Here is a 21,814-nt window from a genome sequence, read left to right as displayed (position 1 = left end):
CGCCCGGGCGCGGGCGAGTCGGCTGTCATGACAGCCTGCCTACCGGTTGGGACCCCGGCCTGTCACCACGCAGGCGGTCGACATCGCACACGGTGCGCGGTTCGTCCGCCTATGGTGCCCGTCTCGGTCGGCCGTCGGCCGTCAGCGGTCAGCGGTCGGGGCGAGGGCGGTCGTGCGTGGCCGGTGCCGTCAGAGCAGGGCGAACTGGCCGCCCGGGCCCTCCTCGTGATGGTCCAGTACGGAGGCTGGGCGGCGGGCCCAGCGCGGCGGGGGCAGCACGCCCGCAGCCGTCAGCGCGGCGGCCGGCAGCAGCGGCCCGGGGGTGAACGCCGCCCGTTCGGGGGCCAGATCGGTCAGCAGCGCCAGGGTGGTCACCAGCGCCAGCAGCTCCGAGGTCCAGGCCTGCGGCCACTCGGCCGGCCCGAGTGCGTCCAGCCCGTCGGCCTCCGGGTCCCGGTGGGCGGACCGGGCGGCGAACCAGGCCTCCAGCACCCGGGTACCGCCCTGCACCTCGTACTCCCAGGCGCCCGGCGGCACGGGCGAGACCGTCCCGGCCCCGAGGCTCAGCGTCTCGGTCTCCGGGTCGTACGCGAGCCCTTCCGGCCAGGCCTGGACCGCCGAGCGGACGTACGGGCGCCGCCCGCCCGGCAGCCGTGGCGGCTCGGCGCCGGGCCCGCCGCGCAGCTGGACGGTGAGCAGCCGGTGCCCCAGCTCCAGCCCGGCCCGCCAGTGCCCGGGGTCGCCGGTCAGCGGGACCTCGTACCCCCGGGGCCCGGGGCGGCCCGCGGCGAGGATCCAGCACAGCACGTCCTGCGGGGTGACCCAGCCGCCGTAGCGCTCGCCGAGCAGCTCCAGCAGGCCCGGCGCGAGATTGGGCTCGGCGCCGCCGGGGCGCCGGTGCAGCGGGCGGATCCGGCCCAGGCGGCCGGCCGGGAGGTGCGCGGTGACCAGCAGCTCCGGGGTCTCGACGGCGAAGAGCTGGTGCTCGTCCAGGACCCGCCACAGCTCCGGGCGGGCCATGTCGATGAGCCGCTGGTCGGGCAGCAGCCACTGCTCGTCGAAGGGATCGCGCAGCACCCGTACGGGATCGGGGCAGGGGCCCGGCGCATCGGCGAAGCGTGCGGTCGACGGTGAGCGCCGGCCGGGCAGCGCCGCCGCCCCGGTGGTGGGCGTACGGGTCCGGGTCGGGCGGAACAGCCGGTCCCGCTCGGTCCCTTCGGCGCCGGTCAGGGCCGCCCAGCGGGCGCGCAGGGCCGCGGGGTCGGGGGCCGCCACCCAGGCCCGGCCCAGGCGCAGGCCGCCCACGGCCCAGGGCATCAGATCGTCCAGCAGCGGTACGTCTTCGCTCACCCGGCAGATGGTAGCGACGGCAGGCGGCGGCCGGGGTTCGGGCGGGGGTGCGGGCAGGCTGCGTCCAGGCCGAAGAGCTACGCTCCCTATGTATGGATATGTTCCGATGTCGAGGAGGCGGTCATGAGTCAGTACGACGAATACTCGACTCCGTCGCAGGCCGAGGGCGAGCGGCTCGACGAGGACATGGACGAGAAGGAGAAGATGCAACACCACCCCGCGACGATGCGCACCACGCCGTCGCAGGCGGAGGGCGAGCGCAGCACGGACGACGACGAGAAGTAGCCCCCTGCGGGAGCCGGGCCGAGGTCAGGTGGCGTCGACGGTCACCGTGAACGAGAAGCGGTCGCCCCGGTACCGGATCCGCGCCACGTCCACGACCCGGCCGTCCTCGTCGTACGTCACGCCCGTGTAGTGCAGGATCGGGCTGAGCAGCGGCACCTGGAGCAGCTCGGCCGTCTCCGGGTCGGCCAGCCGCGCCTCGACCGTGTCCGTGATCCGGCTGATCCGCACGCCCACCACGTCGCGCAGCACCTTGGTCATCGGCCAGCGCGCCAGATCGGCCAGGTCCACCGCCTCGGCGACCTCCGGGCGCACCGCGTTCTCCACCCAGTTCGTCGGCTCCCCGCTCTCGCCGTCGTGGCGCAGCCGGCGGTACGTGACCACCTCGGCGGTGTCCGGGAAGTGCTCCAGCAGCTCCCCGGACACCGCCGTCCGCTCGAGGCCGAGAATCGTCGTACGGTCGCCCGACTGCTGCGCCACGATCGCGTCGACCGAACCCAGCAGCCGCACCGGAGCCCCGCGCCGCGCACCCGGCTCGATGAACGTGCCGCGCCGCCGGTGCCGGCTGATCAGCCCCTCGCCCTCCAGCTCCTTGAGCGCCTGGCGCATGGTCAGCACGCTCACCCCGTAGTGCTCGGCGAGCTGCTCCTCGGTGGGCAGGCGCAGCGAGGCGTCCGGGGTGCGCCCCAGTATCGAGGCGCGCAGCGACTGTGACACCTGGTACCAGAGCGGAAGCTTCCGGTTGAGCACCAGCGAGTCGGGGGCGAAGGCGGTCACGGGTGGTTCTCCGTTAGGACGGGGCGTGGGGCGCGTGGCGCTTAGTGATACTAGGCGCGGAAGTGGCGCTGGAGCCCCTGCCAGACGTCGTCGTATCCGCGCTGGAGGTGGTCGGCGCCGGCCGCCTGGGTGGTGGCGGTGATCGGCCAGCGGGTCTCGAACATGAAGGCCAGACCGTCGTCGATCTTCTGCGGCTTCAGCTCGGCGGCGCTCGCCTTGTCGAAGGTCTCCCGGTCCGGTCCGTGGGCGGACATCATGTTGTGCAGCGAGCCGCCGCCGGGGACGAAGCCTTCCGCCTTGGCGTCGTAGGCGCCCTCGATCAGGCCCATGTACTCGCTCATGACGTTGCGGTGGAAGTACGGCGGGCGGAAGGTGTCCTCGCCGACCAGCCAGCGCGGGGCGAAGACCACGAAGTCCACGCCCGCCAGCCCCGGGGTGTCGGACGGCGAGGTCAGCACGGTGAAGATCGACGGGTCGGGGTGGTCGTAGCTGATGGAGCCCAGGACGTTGAAGCGGCGCAGGTCGTACACGTACGGGGTGTGCGTGCCGTACCAGGCGACGACGTCGAGCGGGGAGTGGTCGTAGGTGGCGGCCCAGAGGTTGCCGCAGAACTTGTTGACCACCTCGGTGGGGCGCTCGCTGTCCTCGTACGCGGCCACCGGGGCCCGGAAGTCGCGTGCGGCGGCGAGGCCGTTGGCGCCGATCGGGCCCAGGTCCGGCAGCTCGAAGGGGCGGCCGTAGTTCTCGCAGACGTACCCGCGGGCGTCGTCGTCCAGGAGCTCGACGCGGAAGCGCACGCCCCGCGGGATCAGGGCGACCTCGCCGGGGCCGGCGCTGAGCAGGCCGAGCTCGGTGCGCAGCAGCAGGCCGCCGCGCTCGGGGACGATCAGCAGCTCGCCGTCGGAGTCGCTGAAGACCCGGTCGGTCATGGAGGCGTTGGCGGAGTAGAGGTGGATGGCCATGCCGGTGCGCTGGGTGGCGTCGCCGTTGCCGCCGAGGGTCCACAGGCCGGCCAGGAAGTCCGTGCCGGGCGCCGGGTCGGGGAGCGGGTTCCAGCGGAGCCGGTTGGGGTCCGCCGGGGCCTCGGTGAAGGGCGCGGAGCGCAGGGCGCCGTTGTCGATCCGGGCGAACGGCGGGTGGGCCGCCGAGGGGCGGATCCGGTAGAGCCAGGAGCGGCGGTTGTGGTTGCGGGGCTCGGTGAAGGCGCTGCCGCTGAGCTGCTCCGCGTACAGGCCGAGGGGGGCGCGCTGGGGCGAGTTGCGGCCGGGCGGCAGGGCGCCGGGGACGGCCTCCGAGCTGTGCTCGTTGCCGAAGCCGGTGAGGTACTCCAGTGCCTCCGCCGTCTTCCTGGCCTGCTCGGCCTGCTCGCTCATGGGTGCTCCCGCTCTGTCGCTGTGGAAGGAATCCTATGGTCGACAGTAGGATTCCGTGGCCCGCGCGTCAATGGGTCCCCGGGTGCGTGGCCGGATCGGGCCGGTGGGTGACGGCGGCGGGTGACGCGAGATGTCGATCCGCGCTGCCACAGGGGGTCCAAAAAGATGAACATTGCTCTACTCTCACGCGCATGTCGTGGACCCGCAGGTTCCCTGCCGTGCCGGCGGCGCTCCTCGCCGCCCTCCTCGCCCTCCTGTCCCTCCTCGTCGCCGCGCCCGCCGCCCGCGCGCACGAGGAGCGCCCCGTGGCCCTCCCGGACGGCTCCGGTTCCGTTCCGCAGTACCGCAACGCCGAGCCCGACCTGCTGGTCTGCAAGACCGACCGGGCCGCCTTCGAACGCCGGACGTCCGCCTTCCCCGAGGCGCTGAGGCAGCGCAACCTCGCCCTGTACGAGCGGTGCGAGAAGAGCGGCTACCGGCACCTCCAGGAAGCCGTCGACGCCGTGGACCGGCCCGGCATGAACATCGCGATCCTCCCCGGCCTGTACGAGGAGGAGCCCTCCCTGCCGAAACCCACGGGGGAGTGCGCCGCGCTCAAGGCCCCCAACTCCTCGCTCGGCTACCAGATCCTGACGTACGAGCAGCAGGTGCAGTGCCGGCACAACCAGAACCTCGTCGCGATCCTCGGCAAGACGGACCTGCAGATCGAAGGCACGGGCGCGTCACGCCTCGACGTCGTCATCGACGCCAAGTACCAGAAGCTGAACGCCATCCGCGCCGACAAGTCGAACGGCGTCTACTTCCGCAACTTCACCGCGCAGCGCACCACCTTCAACTCGCTGTACGTCCTCGCCGGCGACGGGTTCGTCATCGACGACGTCCTGACCCGCTGGAACGACGAGTACGGCTTCCTGACCTTCGCCAGCGACCACGGGCTCTACAAGAACTGCGAGTCCTACGGGAACGGCGACTCCGGCATCTACCCGGGCAGCGCCTCGAACATCAACGACGGGCGCGGCTACGACGTCTCCCGCTACTCCATCGAGATCACCGGCTGCCACAGCCACCACAACATGGTCGGCTACTCCGGCACGGCGGGCGACTCCGTCTGGGTCCACGACAACGAGTTCGACCGGAACATGGGCGGCGCCTCCATGGACAGCGCCTTCCCCGGGCATCCCGGACTCCCGCAGAACCACGCCAAGTTCGAGCGGAACCTGATCCACGACAACAACGCCGACTACTACGGGTACGTCGCCGACGGCACCTGCGCCAAGCCGCCGATCGAGCGCGGCTACGAGCAGGGGGTGGTCTGCCCCCAGATCTCCATGCCGCCGGGCACCGGCATCATCACCGCGGGAGGCAACTGGAACGTCTACGAGAACAACTGGGTGTACGGGCACCGGCGTGCGGGCTTCTTCCTCTCGGCCGTCCCCGCGTTCATCCGCGGCGAGGAGGAGTGGTCGAAGCAGGCGGACACCTCCCACCACAACCGGTACGCGTCCAACATCCTCGGCAAGGACAAGTCGGGGGCCTCCCGCCCCAACGGGATGGACGTGTGGTGGGACGGCCAGGGCCGCGGGAACTGCTGGCAGTCCGGACCCGACGGCTCCACCCCGGGCACGCTCCCGCAGTGCGGCGACCGCCGCGGCGAGGTGTCCGCAGGGTCCTCCCGCCTGGTGGGCGAACCGGTGAAACTCGCCCAGCTGCTGGTCTGCGCCGACTACAGCGTGCAGGCCCGCAAGCTCCCGGCCGGCTGCGACTGGTACGGGGCGCGCGGCCTGGAGCGGGTGGAGACCCAGATCGCGCTGGCCGTGGCCGCGGTGCTGCTGCTCGTGGGCGGGGTGCTGTGGTGGCGCCGCCTGCGCGGATCCCGTCTGGGCACGGCGGCCTCGCTGCTCGGCCTGGCCGGGCTGGCCCTGGACGTGGCCGGCTCCACGATGCCGCTCGTGGGCACCTTCGTACCGGCCCTGGCCCTGCTCCTGCTGGGCCTGTGGTGGACGGGCGCGGGCATCGCGCTGCGTCCCGGCCGCCCCTGGCTGGCGCGGCTGACCCTGCTGCTGGCCGCCCTCACCCTGCTCGACGCCTTCGACAAGGCCGTCCTGATGATCCCCTGGATCCCCCTCGGTCCCGCCTGGCTCCGCGCCCTCCTCACGATCCCCTGGGTCCTGTGGGTCGCGATCGCCGCCTCCCGCCCAGCCCCCACCTCAGCCCCCACCCCGGCCCGCAGCCCCGCGGACCCGGGCGGCGAGCCGGCGGGGCGCGTCGGGGGCGCCGCGGCCGAAGGAGCAGTGCAGTGAACGACGACCGGAGCGCAGACCCCATCCGGTGCGACGGCTGCGGGGTGCCGCCCGTCGGGGCGCGGGCCCGACGGGGGGCCAGGACCGCAGCCCTGCTCGCGCTGGTGCTCCTGCTCGTCGGCGGCGCGGCGACGGGCTGCGGCGGGCGGGCCACCACCCACCACAAGCCCGGCACCAGCCACGAGCAGGCCACCGGCAGCGTCGGCACCCTGCTCGACGTCCAGGACCCCGCCGGCCACCGGCTCCGCGAGGTCCCGGCCGAGGGCGCGCCGGAGGTACAGCTCGCCGCCCGCCCCGACTCCGAGGACGGCTGGAACCTCCAGCTGACGGTGAAGAACTTCCGCTTCACCCCCGACAGCACCGGCGGCGCCGCCCTCCCGGGCGCCGGCCACGCGCACCTGGAGCTCGACGGGCGGAAACTGGCCCGGCTGTACGGCCCCTGGTTCCACCTGCCCGCCGCGCAGGTCCCCGAGGGCGCGCACACCCTGACCGTCCGCCTCTACGCGGACGACCACACCGCCTGGGCCGTCACCGGCAAGCCGATCGAAGGCACGGCCCCGCTCACCGCCACCGCCCCCGGCCAGACCGGCCACAGCCACACCCCGCCGTCGGCGCAGCCCTCGCCGCCGCCGTCGCAGGAAGCGCAGGCCGACCGCACGGTCACCCTCACCGTCCGGGACGGCAAGGTCACCCCCGCCCCCGGCCGCACCGAGCTGCGGCGCGGCGAACGCATCGCCCTGCGCGTCACCAGCGACCGCGCGGACACCCTGCACGTCCACGGCTACGACAAGGAACTCGCCCTGCCGGCAGGCCAGGAGGCCACCCTGGTCCTGACGGCCGACCGTACGGGCCTCTTCGAGGTCGAGACCCACGAGTCCCGCCTCGTCCTGACCCAGCTCCTCGTCCGATGACCCGACCCGCGCCCACCGGGCCCGCGCGCACCCGACCCGCGCGCACTGAGCCCGCGCGCACCGGGCCCGCGCGCACCCCTGGCGGGACCCGCCCGGCCGAGTTCCCCTTCCGCCGTGGGGAACGGGGCCGCGCGGGCGGTCCGCGATGACCCCGGTCGGGCCGGGTCCCGCACCCGCCGCGGGCGGCGGTGGCGGGGGCCAGGGCGTGGTCCTTCACCCGGCCGATCCGCTCACCGTCCTCGCGCACGGGATCGGGTCCCAGCACGATCTGCCGATCTCTCCCTTCTACGCGTTCGCCGGTGCCTTCGCCGCACTGTTCGTCTCCTTCCTCGCGCTCGGTCTGCTCTGGTCCTCCTCCCGGTTCCGCGGCGACCGCTCAGGCCTCGCCCTGCCCGCCGCCCTCGAGCGGGTGGCCGACGCCCCGGCCACCCGTACCGCCCTGCGCGGACTCGGCCTCGCCGCCGCGTTCGCCGTCCTCCTCTTCCTCCTCCTCGGTCCCGACGACCCCGCGCACAACCCCGCCCCCGGTGCCGTCTACGTCCTCCTCTGGGTCGGACTCGTCCCCGCCTCCCTCCTCCTCGGCCCCGTCTGGCGCCTGCTCAACCCGCTCCGCACCCTGTACCGCCTGTTGCCCCGCGCCCGGCGCCAGGGACACGCCCCCCTCCCCGCCCGGCTCGGCCAATGGCCCGCCGCCGCCGGGCTGTTCGCCTTCACCTGGCTCGAACTCGCCGCTCCGGATCCCGCATCCACCACCACCCTCCTGACCGCCCTCGCCGCCTACACCGCCGCCCACCTCGCGCTCGCCGCCCGCTTCGGGGAGCGCTGGTTCGCCGACGCGGACGCCTTCGAGGCGTACTCCGCCCTCCTGGCCCGGCTCTCCCCCCTCGGCCGCCGCAGCGACGGCCGCCTGGTGCTCCGCAACCCCTTCCACGGACTCGACGCGACACCCGAGCGGCCCGGACTCGTCGCCACCGTCTGCGTCCTGCTCGGCTCCACCGCCTACGACGGCTACTCCGACAACCCGTCCTGGATCAACGCCCTCCAGACCTCCCCCCTCGGCCGCACCCCCACGGCCACGCTCGGACTGCTCACCGCCATCGCCCTCGTCGCCACCCTGTACTGCCTCTGCGCAGCGGCCACCCGCCTCGTCTGCGGCCCGCACCCGGGCCCGCTGACCGCCTTCGCGCACTCACTCGTACCGATCGCACTCGGCTATCTCGTCGCCCACTACTTCTCCCTCCTCGTAACCGAAGGACCACGCACGGTAAGCATGGCACTCGGCACTGACAACGCCCCAGAACCCTTGCCGCCACTGGGCACCGGCGCTCTCGCCGCCCTTCAGGTGCTCGCCGTCGTCACCGGCCACGTGCTCGGCGTGATCGCGGCCCACGACCGCTCCGTACGCCTCTTCCCGCCCGCCAGGGCCGTCGCCGGCCAGCTGCCGCTGCTCGCGCTCATGATCACTTACACGATCGGGGGGATCGGCCTCCTGCTGAACTGAGACCGCCGGTGTACTGCGAAGCCAGGAGCGGCATGATGGACCCGTGCCCCCCGCCCACCCCTTGCGCCGTACGCCGATCCAGCAGCGCAGCGCTGACCGGCTCGCCCGGATCCTTGACGCCTGCGCCGAACTCCTGGACGAGACCGGGTACGAGAACCTCAGCACCCGGGCCGTCGCCCTGCGCGCCGGCGTGCCCATCGGTTCGGTCTACCGCTTCTTCGGCAACAAGCGCGCCATGGCCATCGCCCTCGCCCACCGGAACCTGGACCGGTACACCGAGGGCATCGCGGACCGCCTCGCCGCCCTCCCGGCCGGCGACTGGCGGCCCGTCGTGGACGCCGTCCTCGACGAGTACCTGGCCATGAAGCGCACCGTCCCCGGTTTCGCGCTCGTCGACTTCGGCGTACCCGTCCCGCCCGCCGAGGGCCCGGCCGCCGACCCCAACCGGCTGGTCGCCGTACGCCTCACCGAACTCCTCGGCGCGCATCTCGGCCTGACCCCGGACGCCGCCCTGGAACGTGCGGTCCTGGTCGCCGTCGAGGCCACGGACGCGCTGACGAAGCTGGCATTCCGTGCCGACCCGGCCGGCGACCCCGACATCGTGGCCGAGACCCGGACGATGATGCACGCCTACCTCGCGCACGCCCTGGACTGACCCGCCCCCGCCCCGGCCCGCCCACGCCCCTGCACCTGCCGGTGCGCCGCCCGGGCGCGGGATTCGGCGTGCTTCCCCGCGACACACCCCTCCCCGGCATGCCTACCGGTCGGTATGCTCGCAGTGCCCGCGTGTTCGTGCCGCAGCCTGCCGTCCCTGGAGGGACCATGCCCCGCACCGCCCTGCGCATCTGCCCCCTCTGCGAAGCCACCTGCGGCCTCACCCTCACCATCGAGGGCACCACCGTCACCGGCGCCCGCGGCGACCGCGACGACGTCTTCAGCCGCGGCTTCATCTGCCCGAAGGGTGCGGCCTTCGGCGCGCTCGACGCCGACCCCGACCGTCTGCGCACCCCACTCGTCCGCCGCGGCGGACGGCTCCGGGAGGCCACCTGGGAGGAGGCGTACGAGGCCATCGCCGCCGCGATCCCGGCCCTCGTGCAGGAGTACGGAGCCCAGTCCGTCGGCGTGGTCCTCGGCAACCCGAACGTGCACACCATGGCGGGCGCCCTCTACCCGCCCCTCCTGCTCAAGGCCCTCGGCACCCGCAACCTCTTCACCGCCAGCACCCTCGACCAGATGCCCAAGCACGTCTCCAGCGGGCTCCTCTTCGGCGACCCCTTCGCCATCCCGGTCCCCGACCTCGACCGCACCGACTTCCTGCTGCTCCTCGGTGCCAACCCGGTCGAGTCCAACGGCTCGCTGTGCACCGCCCCCGACTTCCCGGGCCGGCTCAAGGCGCTGCGCGCCCGCGGCGGCACCCTGGTCGTCGTCGACCCGCGCCGCACCCGCACGGCCAAGCTCGCCGACCGGCACCTCGCGCCGCGCCCCGGCAGCGACGCCCTGCTGCTGGCCGCCCTCGCGCACACCCTCCTCGCGGAGAAGCTCGCCGCCCCCGCCGCGCTGGAGGAACGGACCGACGGCCTCGGGGAACTCGCCGAGGCGCTCGGTAGTTTCACTCCTGAGGCCGTGGCCCCCGCCTGCGACCTCACGGCCGCCGAGATCCGCGACCTCGCCCGCGAGCTCGCGGCCGCGCCCACCGCCGCCGTCTACGGGCGGATCGGCAGCTGCACCGTCGAGTACGGCACGCTCGCCAGCTGGCTGGTCGACGTACTGAACATCCTCACCGGCAACCTCGACCGGCCCGGGGGAGTCCTCTTCCCGCTCCCGGCCGCCGGCCCGCGGCCGCGCCCCGCCGGGCCCGGCAAGGGCTTCGCCCTCGGCCGCTGGCGCAGCCGCGTCAGCGGCCACCCCGAGGCCAAGGCCGAACTGCCCATCGCCGCGCTGGCCGAGGAGATCGAGACGCCGGGGGAGGGGCGGATCCGCGCCCTGGTCGCCATCGCCGCCAACCCGGTGCTGTCCGCCCCCGACGGGCGCCGGCTCGACGCGGCGCTGGCCGGGCTCGACTTCATGGTGAGCATCGATCCGTACCTCAACGAGACCTCCCGCCACGCGCACGTCGTGCTGCCCCCGCCGCCGCCCTCGCAGAGTGCGCACCACGACTTCGCCTTCAACGGCTTCGCCATCCGCAACCAGGCGCGCTACACCCGCCCTGCCGTTCCGCTCGAAGCAGGCCGGCTCGACGAGTGCGAGATCCACGCCCGCCTCGTCCTGGCCGTCTCCGGCATGCACGGGTCCGCCGCCCCGAGCGCTGTCGACGACATGGTCATCCAAGGCGCCCTCGCCAAGGAGACCGCAGATCCGCACTCCCCGCTCCACGGGCAGGACCCGGCGCGCCTGGCCGGCCTGCTCACCGGGGAGAGCGGTCCCGAGCGGCGGCTCGACCTGATGCTCCGACTCGGGCCGTACGGAGACCAGTTCGGCGCCGCCTCCGCCTCCGCCCCCGCCCCCGCCTCCTCCTTCGACGCGGGAGCGGGCGCGGGCGAGGGGCTCAGCCTGGAGCGGCTGCTCGCGCACCCGCACGGCATCGACCTGGGCCCGCTGCGGCCCCGGCTCCCGGGCGTGCTGAGGACGCGCAGCGGCAGGATCGAGCTGCTCCCGGACCCGATCGCGGCCGAGCTCCCCAGGCTGCGCGCGGCGCTCGCCGACCGCCCCGCCGCCCTGGTGCTCGTGGGCCGCCGCCATCTGCGGTCCAACAACAGCTGGTTGCACAACGTCCCGGCCCTCACCGGAGGTTCCAACCGCTGCACCCTCCAGGTGCATCCGCAGGACGCCGGCCGGCTCGGCCTCACCGAGGGCGGCCTGGCCCGGATCACCGCCGACGGCGGCAGCCTGGAGGTCCCCGTCGAGGTCACCGACGCCGTCCGCACCGGCGTGGTCAGCCTCCCGCACGGCTGGGGCCACGACCGTGAAGGGGCCCGGCTCTCCGTCGCCTCCGCCGCGCCCGGCGTCAACGTCAACCAGCTCCTCGACGGCTCCCGGCTCGACCCGCTGTCCGGCACGGCGGTGCTCAACGGTTTCCCCGTCGAGCTGACACCCCTGCCCTGAGCTGGGGTTTTGCTCGTATTGCTCACGCGTCGACGTCTTGTTGGCACAAGGAGGCGGCACCTACGTTCCCTGCATGCTGACCTTCCTCGGCTTCGCCATGATCGCCACCTTCCTGGTCCTGATCATGATGAAGAAAATGTCGCCCATCGCGGCGCTCGTCCTCATCCCCGCGCTGTTCTGCGTGTTCGCAGGAAAGGGCGCCCACCTCGGCGACTACGTCATCGACGGAGTCGGCAAACTCGCGCCGACCGCCGCGATGCTGATGTTCGCCATCGTCTACTTCGGCGTGATGATCGACGTCGGCCTGTTCGACCCGATCGTGCGCGGCATCCTGCGCTTCTGCAAGGCGGACCCGGTACGGGTCGTGGTCGGCACCGCGGTCCTCGCCGCGATCGTCTCGCTCGACGGCGACGGCTCGACCACGTTCATGATCACCGTCTCGGCGATGTACCCGCTCTACAAGCGGCTCGGCCTCAGCCTGGTGGTCATGACGGGCGTCGCCGCCACCGCCAACGGCGTCATGAACACGCTGCCCTGGGGCGGCCCCACGGCCCGGGCCGCCACCGCCCTCAAGCTCGACGCCTCGGACATCTTCGTCCCGATGATCCCCGCTCTCGCGGTCGGCCTCCTGTTCGTGTTCGTCCTCGCGTACGTCCTCGGCCTCAAGGAGCGCCGCCGGATCGGCACGCTGGTCCTCCCCGGCGACGCGGAGCAGAGGTCCGGGCAGCTGCCCGGGCAGACTCCCGAGCCCGCCGAGGAGCGGCTGCTCGTCGGCGCCACCGGATCCGCCGAGGGCGGTACCGCATCCCCGGCCGGGCAGTCCGCCGCCTCCGCCGCCACCTCCGGCGGTGCGGGCACCGGGTCCGATTCCGGGTCCGATTCCGGCTCCGGCCCCGTGCCCGGCTCCGCCGCGCCGGAGGACGGCTTCCAGGGCCTCGACCCGCGCCGCGCGACCCTCCGCCCGCGCCTCTACTGGTTCAACGCCGGCCTCACCGTGGCCCTCCTCGCCGCGATGATCATGGAGCTGCTCCCCATCCCCGTCCTCTTCCTCCTCGGCGCGGCCCTCGCCCTCACCGTCAACTTCCCGCACATGCCCGACCAGAAGGCCCGCATCGCCGCCCACGCCGACAACGTCCTCAACGTCGCCGGCATGGTCTTCGCCGCCGCCGTCTTCACCGGCGTCCTCAGCGGCACCGGCATGGTCAAGCACATGGCCGACTGGCTCGTCGGCGCCATCCCGGAGGGCATGGGTCCGCACATGGCCCTGGTCACCGGCCTGCTCAGCCTGCCGCTCACCTACTTCATGTCCAACGACGGCTTCTACTTCGGCGTCCTGCCGGTCCTGGCCGAGGCCGGCGCCGCGCACGGGGTCTCCCCGCTCGAGATCGCCCGCGCCTCGCTGGTCGGCCAGGCCCTGCACATGTCCAGCCCGCTGGTTCCCGCCGTCTACGTCCTCGTCGGCATGGCCAAGGTCGAGTTCGGCGACCACACCCGGTTCACCGTGAAGTGGGCGGTCCTCACCTCCCTCGTCGTCCTCGGGGCAGGGATGCTTTTCGGCATCATCTGACCCCGGACACCCCTGGCGCGCCGAAAACTACCGACGCTAGTTTGTAGGGTGGTCGAACGAGGTCAGGTCTCTGCGCGCTCGTGCGCGTGCTCGGGAGGAAAGCCATGAAGGCCCACGACGGGATGTACATCGACGGCGCATGGCGGCCCGCCGCCGGACGCGACCGGATCGAGGTGGTCAACCCCGCCGATGAGCAGATCATCGGCGGGGTGCCGGCCGGCAACGCCGACGACGTGGACGCGGCCGTACGCGCGGCCCGTGCCGCGTTCCCCGGCTGGGCGGCCACGGCTCCGGCCGAGCGGGCCGCCCTCATCGCGGCGCTGCGGGACGTGCTGATCGCCCGCAAGAGCGAGTTCGCCGAGATCATCACCGCCGAACTCGGCTCCCCGCGGGGCTTCTCGGAGATGGTCCACGTGGGGGCGCCGATCGCGGTGTCGTCCTCGTTCGCCGAGCTGGGGGCCTCGTACGCCTTCGAGGAGCGGATCGGCAACTCCACCGTGCTGCTGGAGCCGGTCGGCGTCGTCGGCGCCATCACGCCCTGGAACTACCCGCTGCACCAGATCGTTGCCAAGGTGGCGCCCGCTCTCGCCGCCGGCTGCACCCTCGTCCTCAAGCCGGCCGAGGACACCCCGCTGACCGCACAGCTCTTCGCCGAGGCCGTGCACGAGGCGGGCATCCCGGCCGGAGTCTTCAACCTGGTGACCGGGACCGGCCCGGTCGCCGGCCAGGCGCTGGCCGCCCACGAAGGGGTCGACCTCGTCTCCTTCACCGGCTCCACCGCGGTCGGCAAGCAGATCGGCGCCACGGCCGGCGCCGCCGTCAAGCGCGTCGCCCTCGAGCTCGGCGGAAAATCGGCCAATGTCATCCTGCCCGGGGCCGACCTCGCCAAGGCCGTCGCGGCGGGCGTGGGCCACGTCATGAACAACTCCGGCCAGAGCTGCAACGCGCTCACGCGGATGCTCGTCCACCGCGATCAGTACGAGGAGGCCGTCTCGCTCGCGGCCGCCGCCGTCGCCTCGTACCCCTCCGGTGACCCCTGCGACCCGGCCACCCGCCTCGGCCCGGTCGTCAACGCCAAGCAGCGCGACCGCGTGCGCGGATACATCGCCAAGGGCGTCGAGGAAGGCGCACGCCTCGTCGCCGGCGGCCCCGACGCGCCGCACGAGCACGGGTACTTCATCGCCCCGACCGTGTTCGCCGACGTCACGCCCGAGATGACGATCGCGCAGGAGGAGATCTTCGGCCCGGTGCTGTCGATCCTCCCCTACGAGGACCAGGACGAGGCCCTGCGCATCGCCAACGGCACCGTGTACGGGCTGGGAGGCGCGGTCTGGGCGGCGGACGAGGAGACCGCCGTCGCCTTCGCCCGGCGCATGGACACGGGCCAGGTGGACATCAACGGCGGCCGCTTCAACCCGCTCGCGCCCTTCGGCGGCTACAAGCAGTCGGGCGTCGGCCGCGAGCTCGGCCCGCACGGTCTGGCGGAGTACCTCCAGACCAAGTCCTTGCAGTTCTGAGCCCCGAGAGACGGAATCGACCATGGTCCGCGCCGCCATCCTGCCCGCCGTCGGAGCCCCGCTGGAGATACGGGAGATCGTCCTGCCCGATCCCGGCCCCGGTCAGGTCCGGGTGCGGCTCGCCGCAGCCGGTGTCTGCCACTCCGATCTCTCCCTCACCGACGGCACCATGAGGGTCCCCGTCCCCGCCGTCCTCGGCCACGAGGGCTCGGGGACGGTCCTCGCCGTCGGCGAGGGCGTCACGCACGTCGCCCCCGGCGACGGCGTGGTGCTCAACTGGTCCCCGTCCTGCGGGGAGTGCCACCACTGCTCGATCGGCGAGGTCTGGCTCTGCGCCAACGCGCTCACCGGGGTCGGGGCGGTCTACGCCCACGACGCCGCGGGCACGCCGCTGCACCCGGGGCTGAACGTGGCCGCGTTCGCCGAGGAGACGGTCGTCGCGGCGAACTGCGTGCTGCCCGCGCCCGCCGGGATCCCGCTCGCCGAGGCCGCCCTGCTCGGCTGCGCCGTGCTCACCGGCTACGGCGCCGTCCACAACAGCGCCCGGGTCCGCCCCGGCGAGTCCGTCGCCGTCTTCGGCGTCGGCGGCGTCGGCCTGGCCGCCCTCCAGGCCGCGCGGATCGCCGGAGCGGGCCCGATCGTGGCCGTCGACGTCTCCCCGGCCAAGGAGGAACTGGCCCGTGCGGCCGGGGCCGGCGACTTCGTGCTCGCCTCCGACACCACCGCCAAGCAGATCCGGGCCCTCACCGGCGGCCAGGGGGCCGACGTGGCCGTCGAATGCGTCGGCCGGGCGGAGTCCATCCGCGGAGCCTGGGATTCCACCCGCCGCGGCGGCCGCACCACGGTCGTCGGCATCGGCGGCAAGGAGCAGCAGGTCTCCTTCCACGCCCTGGAGATCTTCCACTTCGCCCGCACCCTCACCGGCTGCGTCTACGGGAACAGCGACCCCGCCCGCGATCTCCCGGTGATCGCGGACCACGTCCGCGCGGGCCGCCTCGACCTCGGCGCCCTGGTCACCGACCGCATCACCCTCGACGGCATTCCGGCCGCGTTCGACGCGATGCTCGCCGGCAAGGGCGGGCGCTCGCTGGTCGTCTTCCAGCCGTAGGGCACCGCTTCCAGCCGTAGGACACCGTGCAGCGTCGCCGCGGAGCGCTCACCCGCCCGCCTTCGGGAGGGCGGGGTTCCGCGGCCGCAGCCGGTCCCACGCGCCGTAGTCCCGCAGCGTGATGTTCTCGGCGGTCTTGCGGGCGATCCTGGCCGCCATGTCCTTCCCCGGCAGATACGGCATGACCTTGTAGTAGCGGTTGAGGAGCGTGGCCATCAGGCGGCTCCCGGGAACCATGAGCCCGGCGACGCCGTCGCCCATCTTCTGGCAGCCCGCCGCGTACTGCCGCAGTTCGCCCTCGTAGCGGGCGAACGCGGCACGGTGGTCCCCGCGCGCCGCGGCCAGCTCGCCGGCCAGCACGTACGCGCCGACCAGGGCGAGTCCCGTACCCATCCCGGACAGGGACGAGGGGCAGTGGGCGGCGTCGCCGAGCAGGGCGATCCGGCCGCGGCTCCAGGAGTCCATGCGGACCTGCCCGACCGAGTCGAAGTAGAAGTCGGGCGCGTACCGCATGTCCTCCAGCAGCCGGTCGCTCTCCCACCCGTTGCCCGCGAACTGCTCGGCGAGGACGGCCTGCTGCCGCGCGACGTCGCGCCGGTCGAGGTCCAGGAGCGGGGAGGCGAAGTAGAAGACGGCCTTGGCCTCGGTGTTGTGGCGGGCGCTGTACATCGCGACGAGCCGGCCCGCCGTGCGGTAGGCGTGTCCGGTGTGGTCGAGGCCGAGCCGGTTGGCCGTGGTGAAGATCGCGCAGTGGACACCGAGGTGTCGTACGAACCGCTCCTCCGGCCCGAACGCCAGGCGGCGGGTGGTGGAGTGCAGCCCGTCCGCGCCGATCACCAGGTCGAACCGGCGCGGCGCGCCGCGCTCGAAGGTGACGCTCACGCCGTCGGCGTCCTCGGTGAGCGAGGTGACGGAGTCCCCGAAGACGTACTCGGTGTGCGCCGCGGTCGCTTCGTGGAGGATCCGCGCCAGGTCGCCGCGCAGGATCTCGACGTCTCCTGCGAACAGATCGGCGGGCAGCCGCGCCTGGGCCCTGCCCGCGCTGTTGACGTACGACATGGAGCCCATGCCGGTCCGGACCCGTTCGACGGCGTCCAGGATGCCCATGCCGCGCAGGACCGACAGATGGGCCTCACCGCGGAAGTCGACGGCGTAGCCCCCGTCGCGAAGGGCGGGCGCGCGTTCCACGATGGTGGTGGTGAAGCCGTACCGGTGGAGCCAGTGGGCGAGCGCGGGGCCGGCGACGGAGGCGCCGGAGATCAGCACGCTGAGGTTCTTCGTCTCTGTGGTGTCCATGCCGGTGAGCTTCCACGGCAGGGCTCACCGCGCGCTCACCGTCCGCTCACCGCCTCGACGACGCGTGCGGCGACGTCCGCGGGCAGGCCCAGCAGGCGGAGCGCTTCCGGCGTGTCGGCCCCCGTTCCCTCCGCTGCCTCGGCGGCCTCCCGGAAGCGGGACCGGGCTGCTGCACGCTCGCCGCGCGCCTCGGCGATGCGGCCGAGGCCGGCGAGCGTACGGACCCGGGTGCCGACGCTCTTGACCCAGTGCGGGTCGGCCCGCTCCAGAGCCTCCTCGTACAGCCGCTCCGCGCCGTCCGGGTCCCCGTCCAGCAGGGCCATGTCGGCCAGTCCGCGCAGCGCAGCCGCCAGAGCGGTGGGGCTGCCGGCGCGGCGGGCGAGCGCTGCGGCCTGCGCATAGTCGGCGCGGGCCGCCGCCGGGTTCCCGCCGACGCGGTGGTCGGCCCGGTTGACCAGCAGATCGGCACTGTCCTCCAGGGCGCCGAGCTGCTCGGTGAGCGCGAGGGCCTCGTCGGTGAGCGCGACGGCCCGTACGAGGTCACCGCGCCCGGCCGCCAGACCGGCGAGGGTGTCCAGGGCCAGGGCGGTGCCCCAGCGGTCACCCAGCTCGCGGAACCCCCGGGCCGCGGCGCCGAAGGTCTCGTCGGCCAGGGCGGCGTCCCCCTCGCCGAGGGGCCCGAAGCCCGACACGTACCGGGCTGCGGCCCGCGCCCACGGCTCGGGGCAGTCGCGCTGGGCCGAGACGAGTGCGAACGCGCTCTGCGCGTCGGCCTCGCCCGCGTTGCGCATCATCCACAGGAACAGGCCGACGGGGTGGCGGCCCGGACGGGCACCCGACCACGCGGCGGCCAGCGCCCGCTCGGCAGCCGCCCGGTGGCGCTGCCACACCGGCCGCCCGGCCGCGTCCGACGCCGCCAGCAGCACGCACAGGACGTACTCCTCGCCGAGCCCGGCCCACGGCGGCGCCGTCTCGCCCGTCCCGCCGCCGCCCGCTCCGGCGACCGCCTCACCCCGGACCGGGCCCATCGCGTCCAGGAGCGTGATCGCCTGCGGCGCCACCGAGGCGGAGATGCCCCGGATCCACAGGTAGTGCGAGGCCGCGGCGAGCAGTTCGAGGCCCGTCCGCACATCCGGCGACTCGACCGTCCAGCGCAGGGCCGCCAGGAGATTGCCGTGCTCGGCGGTGAGGCGGGGCAGCCACTCCAGCTGCTCGGCCCGCCGCAGATGCGGGTCGGCGGTCCGCGCCAGCTCCAGGAACCGCCGGGCGTGGGCGCGCCGTACCGCAGGGCGTTCGCCCGCCGCATCGAGCCGTTCTCCGGCGTAGGCGCCGATCGTCTCCAGCATCCGGTAGCGGCCGCCCGCGAACTCCAGAAGCGATTTGTCGACCAGTGCTTCGAGCGTCCCGCCGTCGGTGTCGCACACCCGCATCGCGGACTCGGCCGTCGCGCCGCCGGCGAAGACGGCGAACCGCCGCGCGGCCCGCTGTTCCGGCTCGGAGAGCAGCTCCCAGCTCCACGCGACGACCGAGCGCAGCGTCCGGTGGCGCTCGTCGGAGCCACGGCTGCCGCGGGCCGCGACCCCGAGCCGGTCGTCCAGCCGTCCCGCGAGTTCGCCGACGTCCAGCGTCCGGATGCGCGCCGCCGCGAGCTCGATGGCCAGGGGCAGGTCGTCGAGGGCCGCGCAGATCCGCCGGACGACCTCGGGGGCGGCGGTGAAACCGGGCCGTACGGCGCCGGCCCGCTCGGTGAAGAGCCGTACGGCCGCGTCACCGTCGAGCGGCCGCACCGGCCAGAGGCTCTCGCCGATGATGCCGAGCGGCTCCCGGCTCGTCGCAAGGACACGCAGCCGCGGGCAGGCCGCCAGCAACCGTGCCGCCAGCGCCGCGATCTCGTCGACGACGTGCTCGCAGTTGTCCAGGACGAGCAGGACCGTCCGGTCCGCGAGTGCCGCGATCAGCCGGTCGACCGGCGCCTGCCCGCTGTCGCCCATGCCCAGCCCGGTGGTGCGCAGGCCGAGCGCGCTCAGCAGCGCCTGCGGCAGACCGGCGCCCTCGCGCAGCGGGGCCAGCTCCGCGAAGCACAGCTCGCCGACGCCGACGCCGACGCCGACGCCGGCCCCGGTGCCGGCTGCCCCCGCGACCTCAACGGACAGCCGGGTCTTGCCGACGCCGCCGGGCCCGGTCAGCGTGACCAGCCGGGCCACCCGCAGCAGAGCCGCGACCTCGGCCACCTCGCCGGCGCGCCCGACGAACGCCGTCAGCTGCGCGGGCGGCGCCGTGGGTGCCGGCGCCGGATCCGCGCTCAGCAACTCCCGGTGCAGTGCCATCAGTTCGGGGGAGGGGTCGGTGCCCAGTTCGTCGGCCAGATGCCGCCGGGTCTCCTCGTACGCCATCAGCGCGGCGGCCGGGCCCCCCTCGGCGAACAGGGCCCGGATCAGCAGCCCCGCCAGCCGTTCCCGCAGCGGGTGGCGGCCGACCAGCTCGCGCAGCTCGGGTACGGCGCCGCCATGCCCGCCGAGCAGGCACTCGGCCTCGATCCGGTCCTCGAGCGCCCCGAGCCGGCGCTCTTCCAGGCGTACGGCGGCAGGTCGGGCGCCCTCGCTCTCGGCGAGGCCGGCCAGCGCCGGGCCCCGCCACAGCCCCAGCGCCTCGCGCAGCAGGGTGACGGCGCGCCCGGGGTCGCCCGCGCGCAGCGCGGCCCGTCCCTCCCGGGCCAGCCGCTCGAACCGGCAGGCGTCCACGTCCTCCTGCACGACCACGATCCGGTAGCCGGCTCCGGCCTGCTCGATCGCGGCCCCCGGACCGAGGGCCTTGCGCAGCCGGGACACCTGGGACTGGAGGGCGTGCGCCGAGAGCCTCCCGTCCGGGCCGACGGCGTCGGCCAGCCGGTCCGCCGACACGGCCTCTCCGGGGTGGGCCAGCAGCAGGGCCAGCAGAGCGCGGCGGGCCGGTCCGCCGAGCGGAACCTCGGCCCCGTCGTCGCCCCACGCCCGGGTCTCGCCGAGGATTCCGAACAGCATGCCGGTGATTATCCACCGGAGTCGATCAGTTGATCAGTCGATCGGTTGATCGGCCGATCGGTTGATCAGGCGCGGGCGATCGGGCCGAGGTAGGTCCCGCCCGAGACGTCGATCGTCTGGCCGGTCACCCACCGGCCCTGCGGGCCCGCCAGGAAGCCGACGACATCGGCGACGTCCTCGGGTTCGCCGAGCCGGCCGAGCGCGGTGATCGATTCCAGTCCGGCGACCACCTCGGGAACGGCGGTGTAGCCGGCGGTCATGTCGGTCCGCACCGCGCCGGGTGCGACGGTGTTGACCGTGATGCCCCGGCTGCCGAGCTCGTTGGCCAGCGACGGCGTCATCGACTCCAGCGCCGCCTTGCTGATGGTGTAGCCGATCTGCGTGGAGACGGCGAACCGGCTTGCCGTCGAACCCATGTTGACGATGCGGCCGCCGTCGTTCAGCAGCGCCAGCGCGCGCTGGACCACGAAGAACGGCGTGCTGACGTTGACGGCGAGCAGCCGGTCGAGCTCCTCGGGGGTGACGTGGGCGATCGGATTGCCGGAGCTGATGCCCGCGTTGTTGACGAGGACGTCCAGGCCGCGCCCCGCCAGCCCCGCGGTCAGGCCCTCGAACAGCCGGTCCACGGCGCCGTCCTCGCCGAACCGGGCCCCGACGGCGAACGCCCGGCCGCCCGCCGCCTCGATCTGCGCCACGGCCTCCGAGGCCGCGGCCTCGTTGCCGCCGTAGTGGACGGCGACCAGCGCGCCCTCGGCCGCGAGCCGCAGCGCGACCGCCCGGCCGATCCCGCGCGAACCGCCGGTCACCAGCGCCGTCTTGCCGTTCAGCGTGCCCGTGCCCGTATCCGTACCCGTACCCGTACCCGTGTTCATGCCCATGGTCCTGCCCCTTGCCCGGCGGCCGGTCCTCGGTGGATCCGGCGATGGGGCAACCGTCGCGGCAGCCGCTCACCGCACGCTCACCGCCGGCTCACCGGCTCACCGCCGGCTCACCGGCTCACCGCCGGCTCACCGGCTCACCGCCGGCGCTCCGGCAGCGAGCCGTTCAGGCCTTGGGCAGCGCCTCGTACTGGAGGGCCAGCCCGGCCAGCAAGGCGGCCAGGCCCGTCTCGAACGCGCCCTCGTCCACCTCGCGCTGACGCTCGGCCAGCAGGTGGGCCTGGCCCAGGTGGGGATAGTCCGACGGGTCGTACGCCGCCTCGTCGTCCACGAAACCCCGGGCGAAGGAGCCCACCGCCGAGCCCAGGATGAAGTACCGCATCAGCGCGCCGATCCGGGTCGCCTGAGCCGGGGGCCACCCTGCGGCCGTCATCGCGCCGAACACCGCGTCCGCCAGGCGCAGTCCGGCCGGGCGCCGGCCCGGGCCGCGCGCCAGCACCGGCACGATGTTCGGATGGTCGGACAGTGCGTCCCGGTACGAGTGCGCCCAGTCGTGCAGGGCTGCCTGCCAGTCCAGGCCCGCCTCCGGCTCGAACATCGACAAGTCGACCCGTGCGCTCACCGCGTCCGCGACCGCGTCCAGGATCTCGTCCTTCGTGCGGAAGTGGTTGTAGAGGGACGGTCCGCTGACCCCCAGCGCGGCCGCCAGCCGCCGCGTCGACACCGCCTCCAGCCCCTCCGCGTCCACCAGCGCGCCCGCCGCCTCGACGATGCGGTCTCTGCTGAGGAGGGGCTTGCGCGGTCTGGCCATGCGCCACATAGTAGGGCCTGC

16 protein-coding genes are annotated in these 21,814 nt (G+C 74.0%); 9 read left to right on the top strand and 7 right to left on the bottom strand.

All coding sequences use genetic code 11. The features are described from left to right. Positions 1-189: 189 nt before the first annotated feature. Positions 190-1,317: a type ISP restriction/modification enzyme gene (locus ACFYXK_RS30705; RefSeq protein ID WP_389414114.1), complete on the bottom strand. Its 1,128-nt coding sequence runs from the start codon at positions 1,315-1,317 to the stop codon at positions 190-192. A 156-nt stretch (positions 1,318-1,473) separates the two neighbouring features. Here ACFYXK_RS30705 and ACFYXK_RS30700 point away from each other — a divergent pair, with 156 nt between their 5' ends. Then, positions 1,474-1,635: a hypothetical protein gene (locus tag ACFYXK_RS30700; RefSeq protein WP_383519035.1), complete on the top strand. Its 162-nt coding sequence runs from the start codon at positions 1,474-1,476 to the stop codon at positions 1,633-1,635. Positions 1,636-1,659: 24 nt separating this feature from the next. Here ACFYXK_RS30700 and ACFYXK_RS30695 read toward each other — a convergent pair whose 3' ends face one another. After that, positions 1,660-2,409 (bottom strand): GntR family transcriptional regulator, encoded by a 750-nt coding sequence (locus ACFYXK_RS30695; RefSeq protein WP_389414098.1) that lies wholly within the window; start codon positions 2,407-2,409, stop codon positions 1,660-1,662. 50 nt (positions 2,410-2,459) lie between these two features. Next, on the bottom strand, positions 2,460-3,782 hold the full coding sequence (gene hmgA / locus ACFYXK_RS30690; RefSeq protein ID WP_267000218.1) for a homogentisate 1,2-dioxygenase: 1,323 nt from the start codon (positions 3,780-3,782) through the stop codon (positions 2,460-2,462). A 191-nt stretch (positions 3,783-3,973) separates the two neighbouring features. Here hmgA and ACFYXK_RS30685 point away from each other — a divergent pair, with 191 nt between their 5' ends. From ACFYXK_RS30685 to ACFYXK_RS30650, 8 genes are all read left to right on the top strand, one after another. After that, positions 3,974-6,082 (top strand): right-handed parallel beta-helix repeat-containing protein, encoded by a 2,109-nt coding sequence (locus tag ACFYXK_RS30685; protein ID WP_389414097.1) that lies wholly within the window; start codon positions 3,974-3,976, stop codon positions 6,080-6,082. A 92-nt stretch (positions 6,083-6,174) separates the two neighbouring features. Then, the gene (locus ACFYXK_RS30680; protein WP_389414113.1) at positions 6,175-6,993 is read left to right on the top strand and encodes a hypothetical protein; all 819 of its coding nucleotides are present in this window, start codon (positions 6,175-6,177) and stop codon (positions 6,991-6,993) included. Between the two features lie 145 nt (positions 6,994-7,138). Further along, positions 7,139-8,494 carry a hypothetical protein gene (locus ACFYXK_RS30675; RefSeq protein ID WP_389414096.1) on the top strand — a complete coding sequence of 452 codons (1,356 nt, stop codon included), beginning with the start codon at positions 7,139-7,141 and terminating at the stop codon, positions 8,492-8,494. Between the two features lie 43 nt (positions 8,495-8,537). After that, entirely contained in the window at positions 8,538-9,149 is a 612-nt protein-coding gene (locus ACFYXK_RS30670; RefSeq protein ID WP_389414095.1) for a TetR family transcriptional regulator, read from the top strand. A gap of 167 nt (positions 9,150-9,316) precedes the next feature. Next, positions 9,317-11,596 (top strand): molybdopterin oxidoreductase family protein, encoded by a 2,280-nt coding sequence (locus tag ACFYXK_RS30665; RefSeq protein WP_389414094.1) that lies wholly within the window; start codon positions 9,317-9,319, stop codon positions 11,594-11,596. A gap of 73 nt (positions 11,597-11,669) precedes the next feature. Beyond that, positions 11,670-13,163: a CitMHS family transporter gene (locus tag ACFYXK_RS30660; RefSeq protein WP_389414093.1), complete on the top strand. Its 1,494-nt coding sequence runs from the start codon at positions 11,670-11,672 to the stop codon at positions 13,161-13,163. A 104-nt stretch (positions 13,164-13,267) separates the two neighbouring features. Continuing rightward, positions 13,268-14,680, top strand: coding sequence for an aldehyde dehydrogenase family protein (locus tag ACFYXK_RS30655; RefSeq protein WP_389414092.1), 1,413 nt, complete (start codon positions 13,268-13,270; stop codon positions 14,678-14,680). A 22-nt stretch (positions 14,681-14,702) separates the two neighbouring features. Beyond that, positions 14,703-15,788 carry a Zn-dependent alcohol dehydrogenase gene (locus ACFYXK_RS30650; protein ID WP_389414091.1) on the top strand — a complete coding sequence of 362 codons (1,086 nt, stop codon included), beginning with the start codon at positions 14,703-14,705 and terminating at the stop codon, positions 15,786-15,788. A 48-nt stretch (positions 15,789-15,836) separates the two neighbouring features. Here ACFYXK_RS30650 and ACFYXK_RS30645 read toward each other — a convergent pair whose 3' ends face one another. The 4 genes from ACFYXK_RS30645 to ACFYXK_RS30630 all read right to left on the bottom strand — a co-directional run bounded on the left by ACFYXK_RS30645 (position 15,837) and on the right by ACFYXK_RS30630 (position 21,793). After that, positions 15,837-17,084 carry an FAD-dependent monooxygenase gene (locus ACFYXK_RS30645; RefSeq protein WP_389414090.1) on the bottom strand — a complete coding sequence of 416 codons (1,248 nt, stop codon included), beginning with the start codon at positions 17,082-17,084 and terminating at the stop codon, positions 15,837-15,839. 35 nt (positions 17,085-17,119) lie between these two features. Beyond that, positions 17,120-20,104, bottom strand: a complete 2,985-nt coding sequence (locus ACFYXK_RS30640; RefSeq protein ID WP_389414089.1) for a BTAD domain-containing putative transcriptional regulator — start codon at positions 20,102-20,104, stop codon at positions 17,120-17,122. A 65-nt stretch (positions 20,105-20,169) separates the two neighbouring features. Beyond that, on the bottom strand, positions 20,170-20,982 hold the full coding sequence (locus ACFYXK_RS30635; RefSeq protein WP_389414088.1) for an SDR family oxidoreductase: 813 nt from the start codon (positions 20,980-20,982) through the stop codon (positions 20,170-20,172). Positions 20,983-21,148: 166 nt separating this feature from the next. Further along, positions 21,149-21,793: a TetR/AcrR family transcriptional regulator gene (locus tag ACFYXK_RS30630; protein WP_389414087.1), complete on the bottom strand. Its 645-nt coding sequence runs from the start codon at positions 21,791-21,793 to the stop codon at positions 21,149-21,151. Positions 21,794-21,814 lie beyond the last annotated feature (21 nt).

The sequence above is a fragment of the Streptomyces sp. NPDC002209 genome, from assembly GCF_042890265.1.
Taxonomy (GTDB): Bacteria; Actinomycetota; Actinomycetes; order Streptomycetales; family Streptomycetaceae; genus Streptomyces.
The sequence above is the reverse complement of the archived record's forward strand: the minus strand, read 5'-3'. Positions and strand labels throughout refer to the sequence as shown.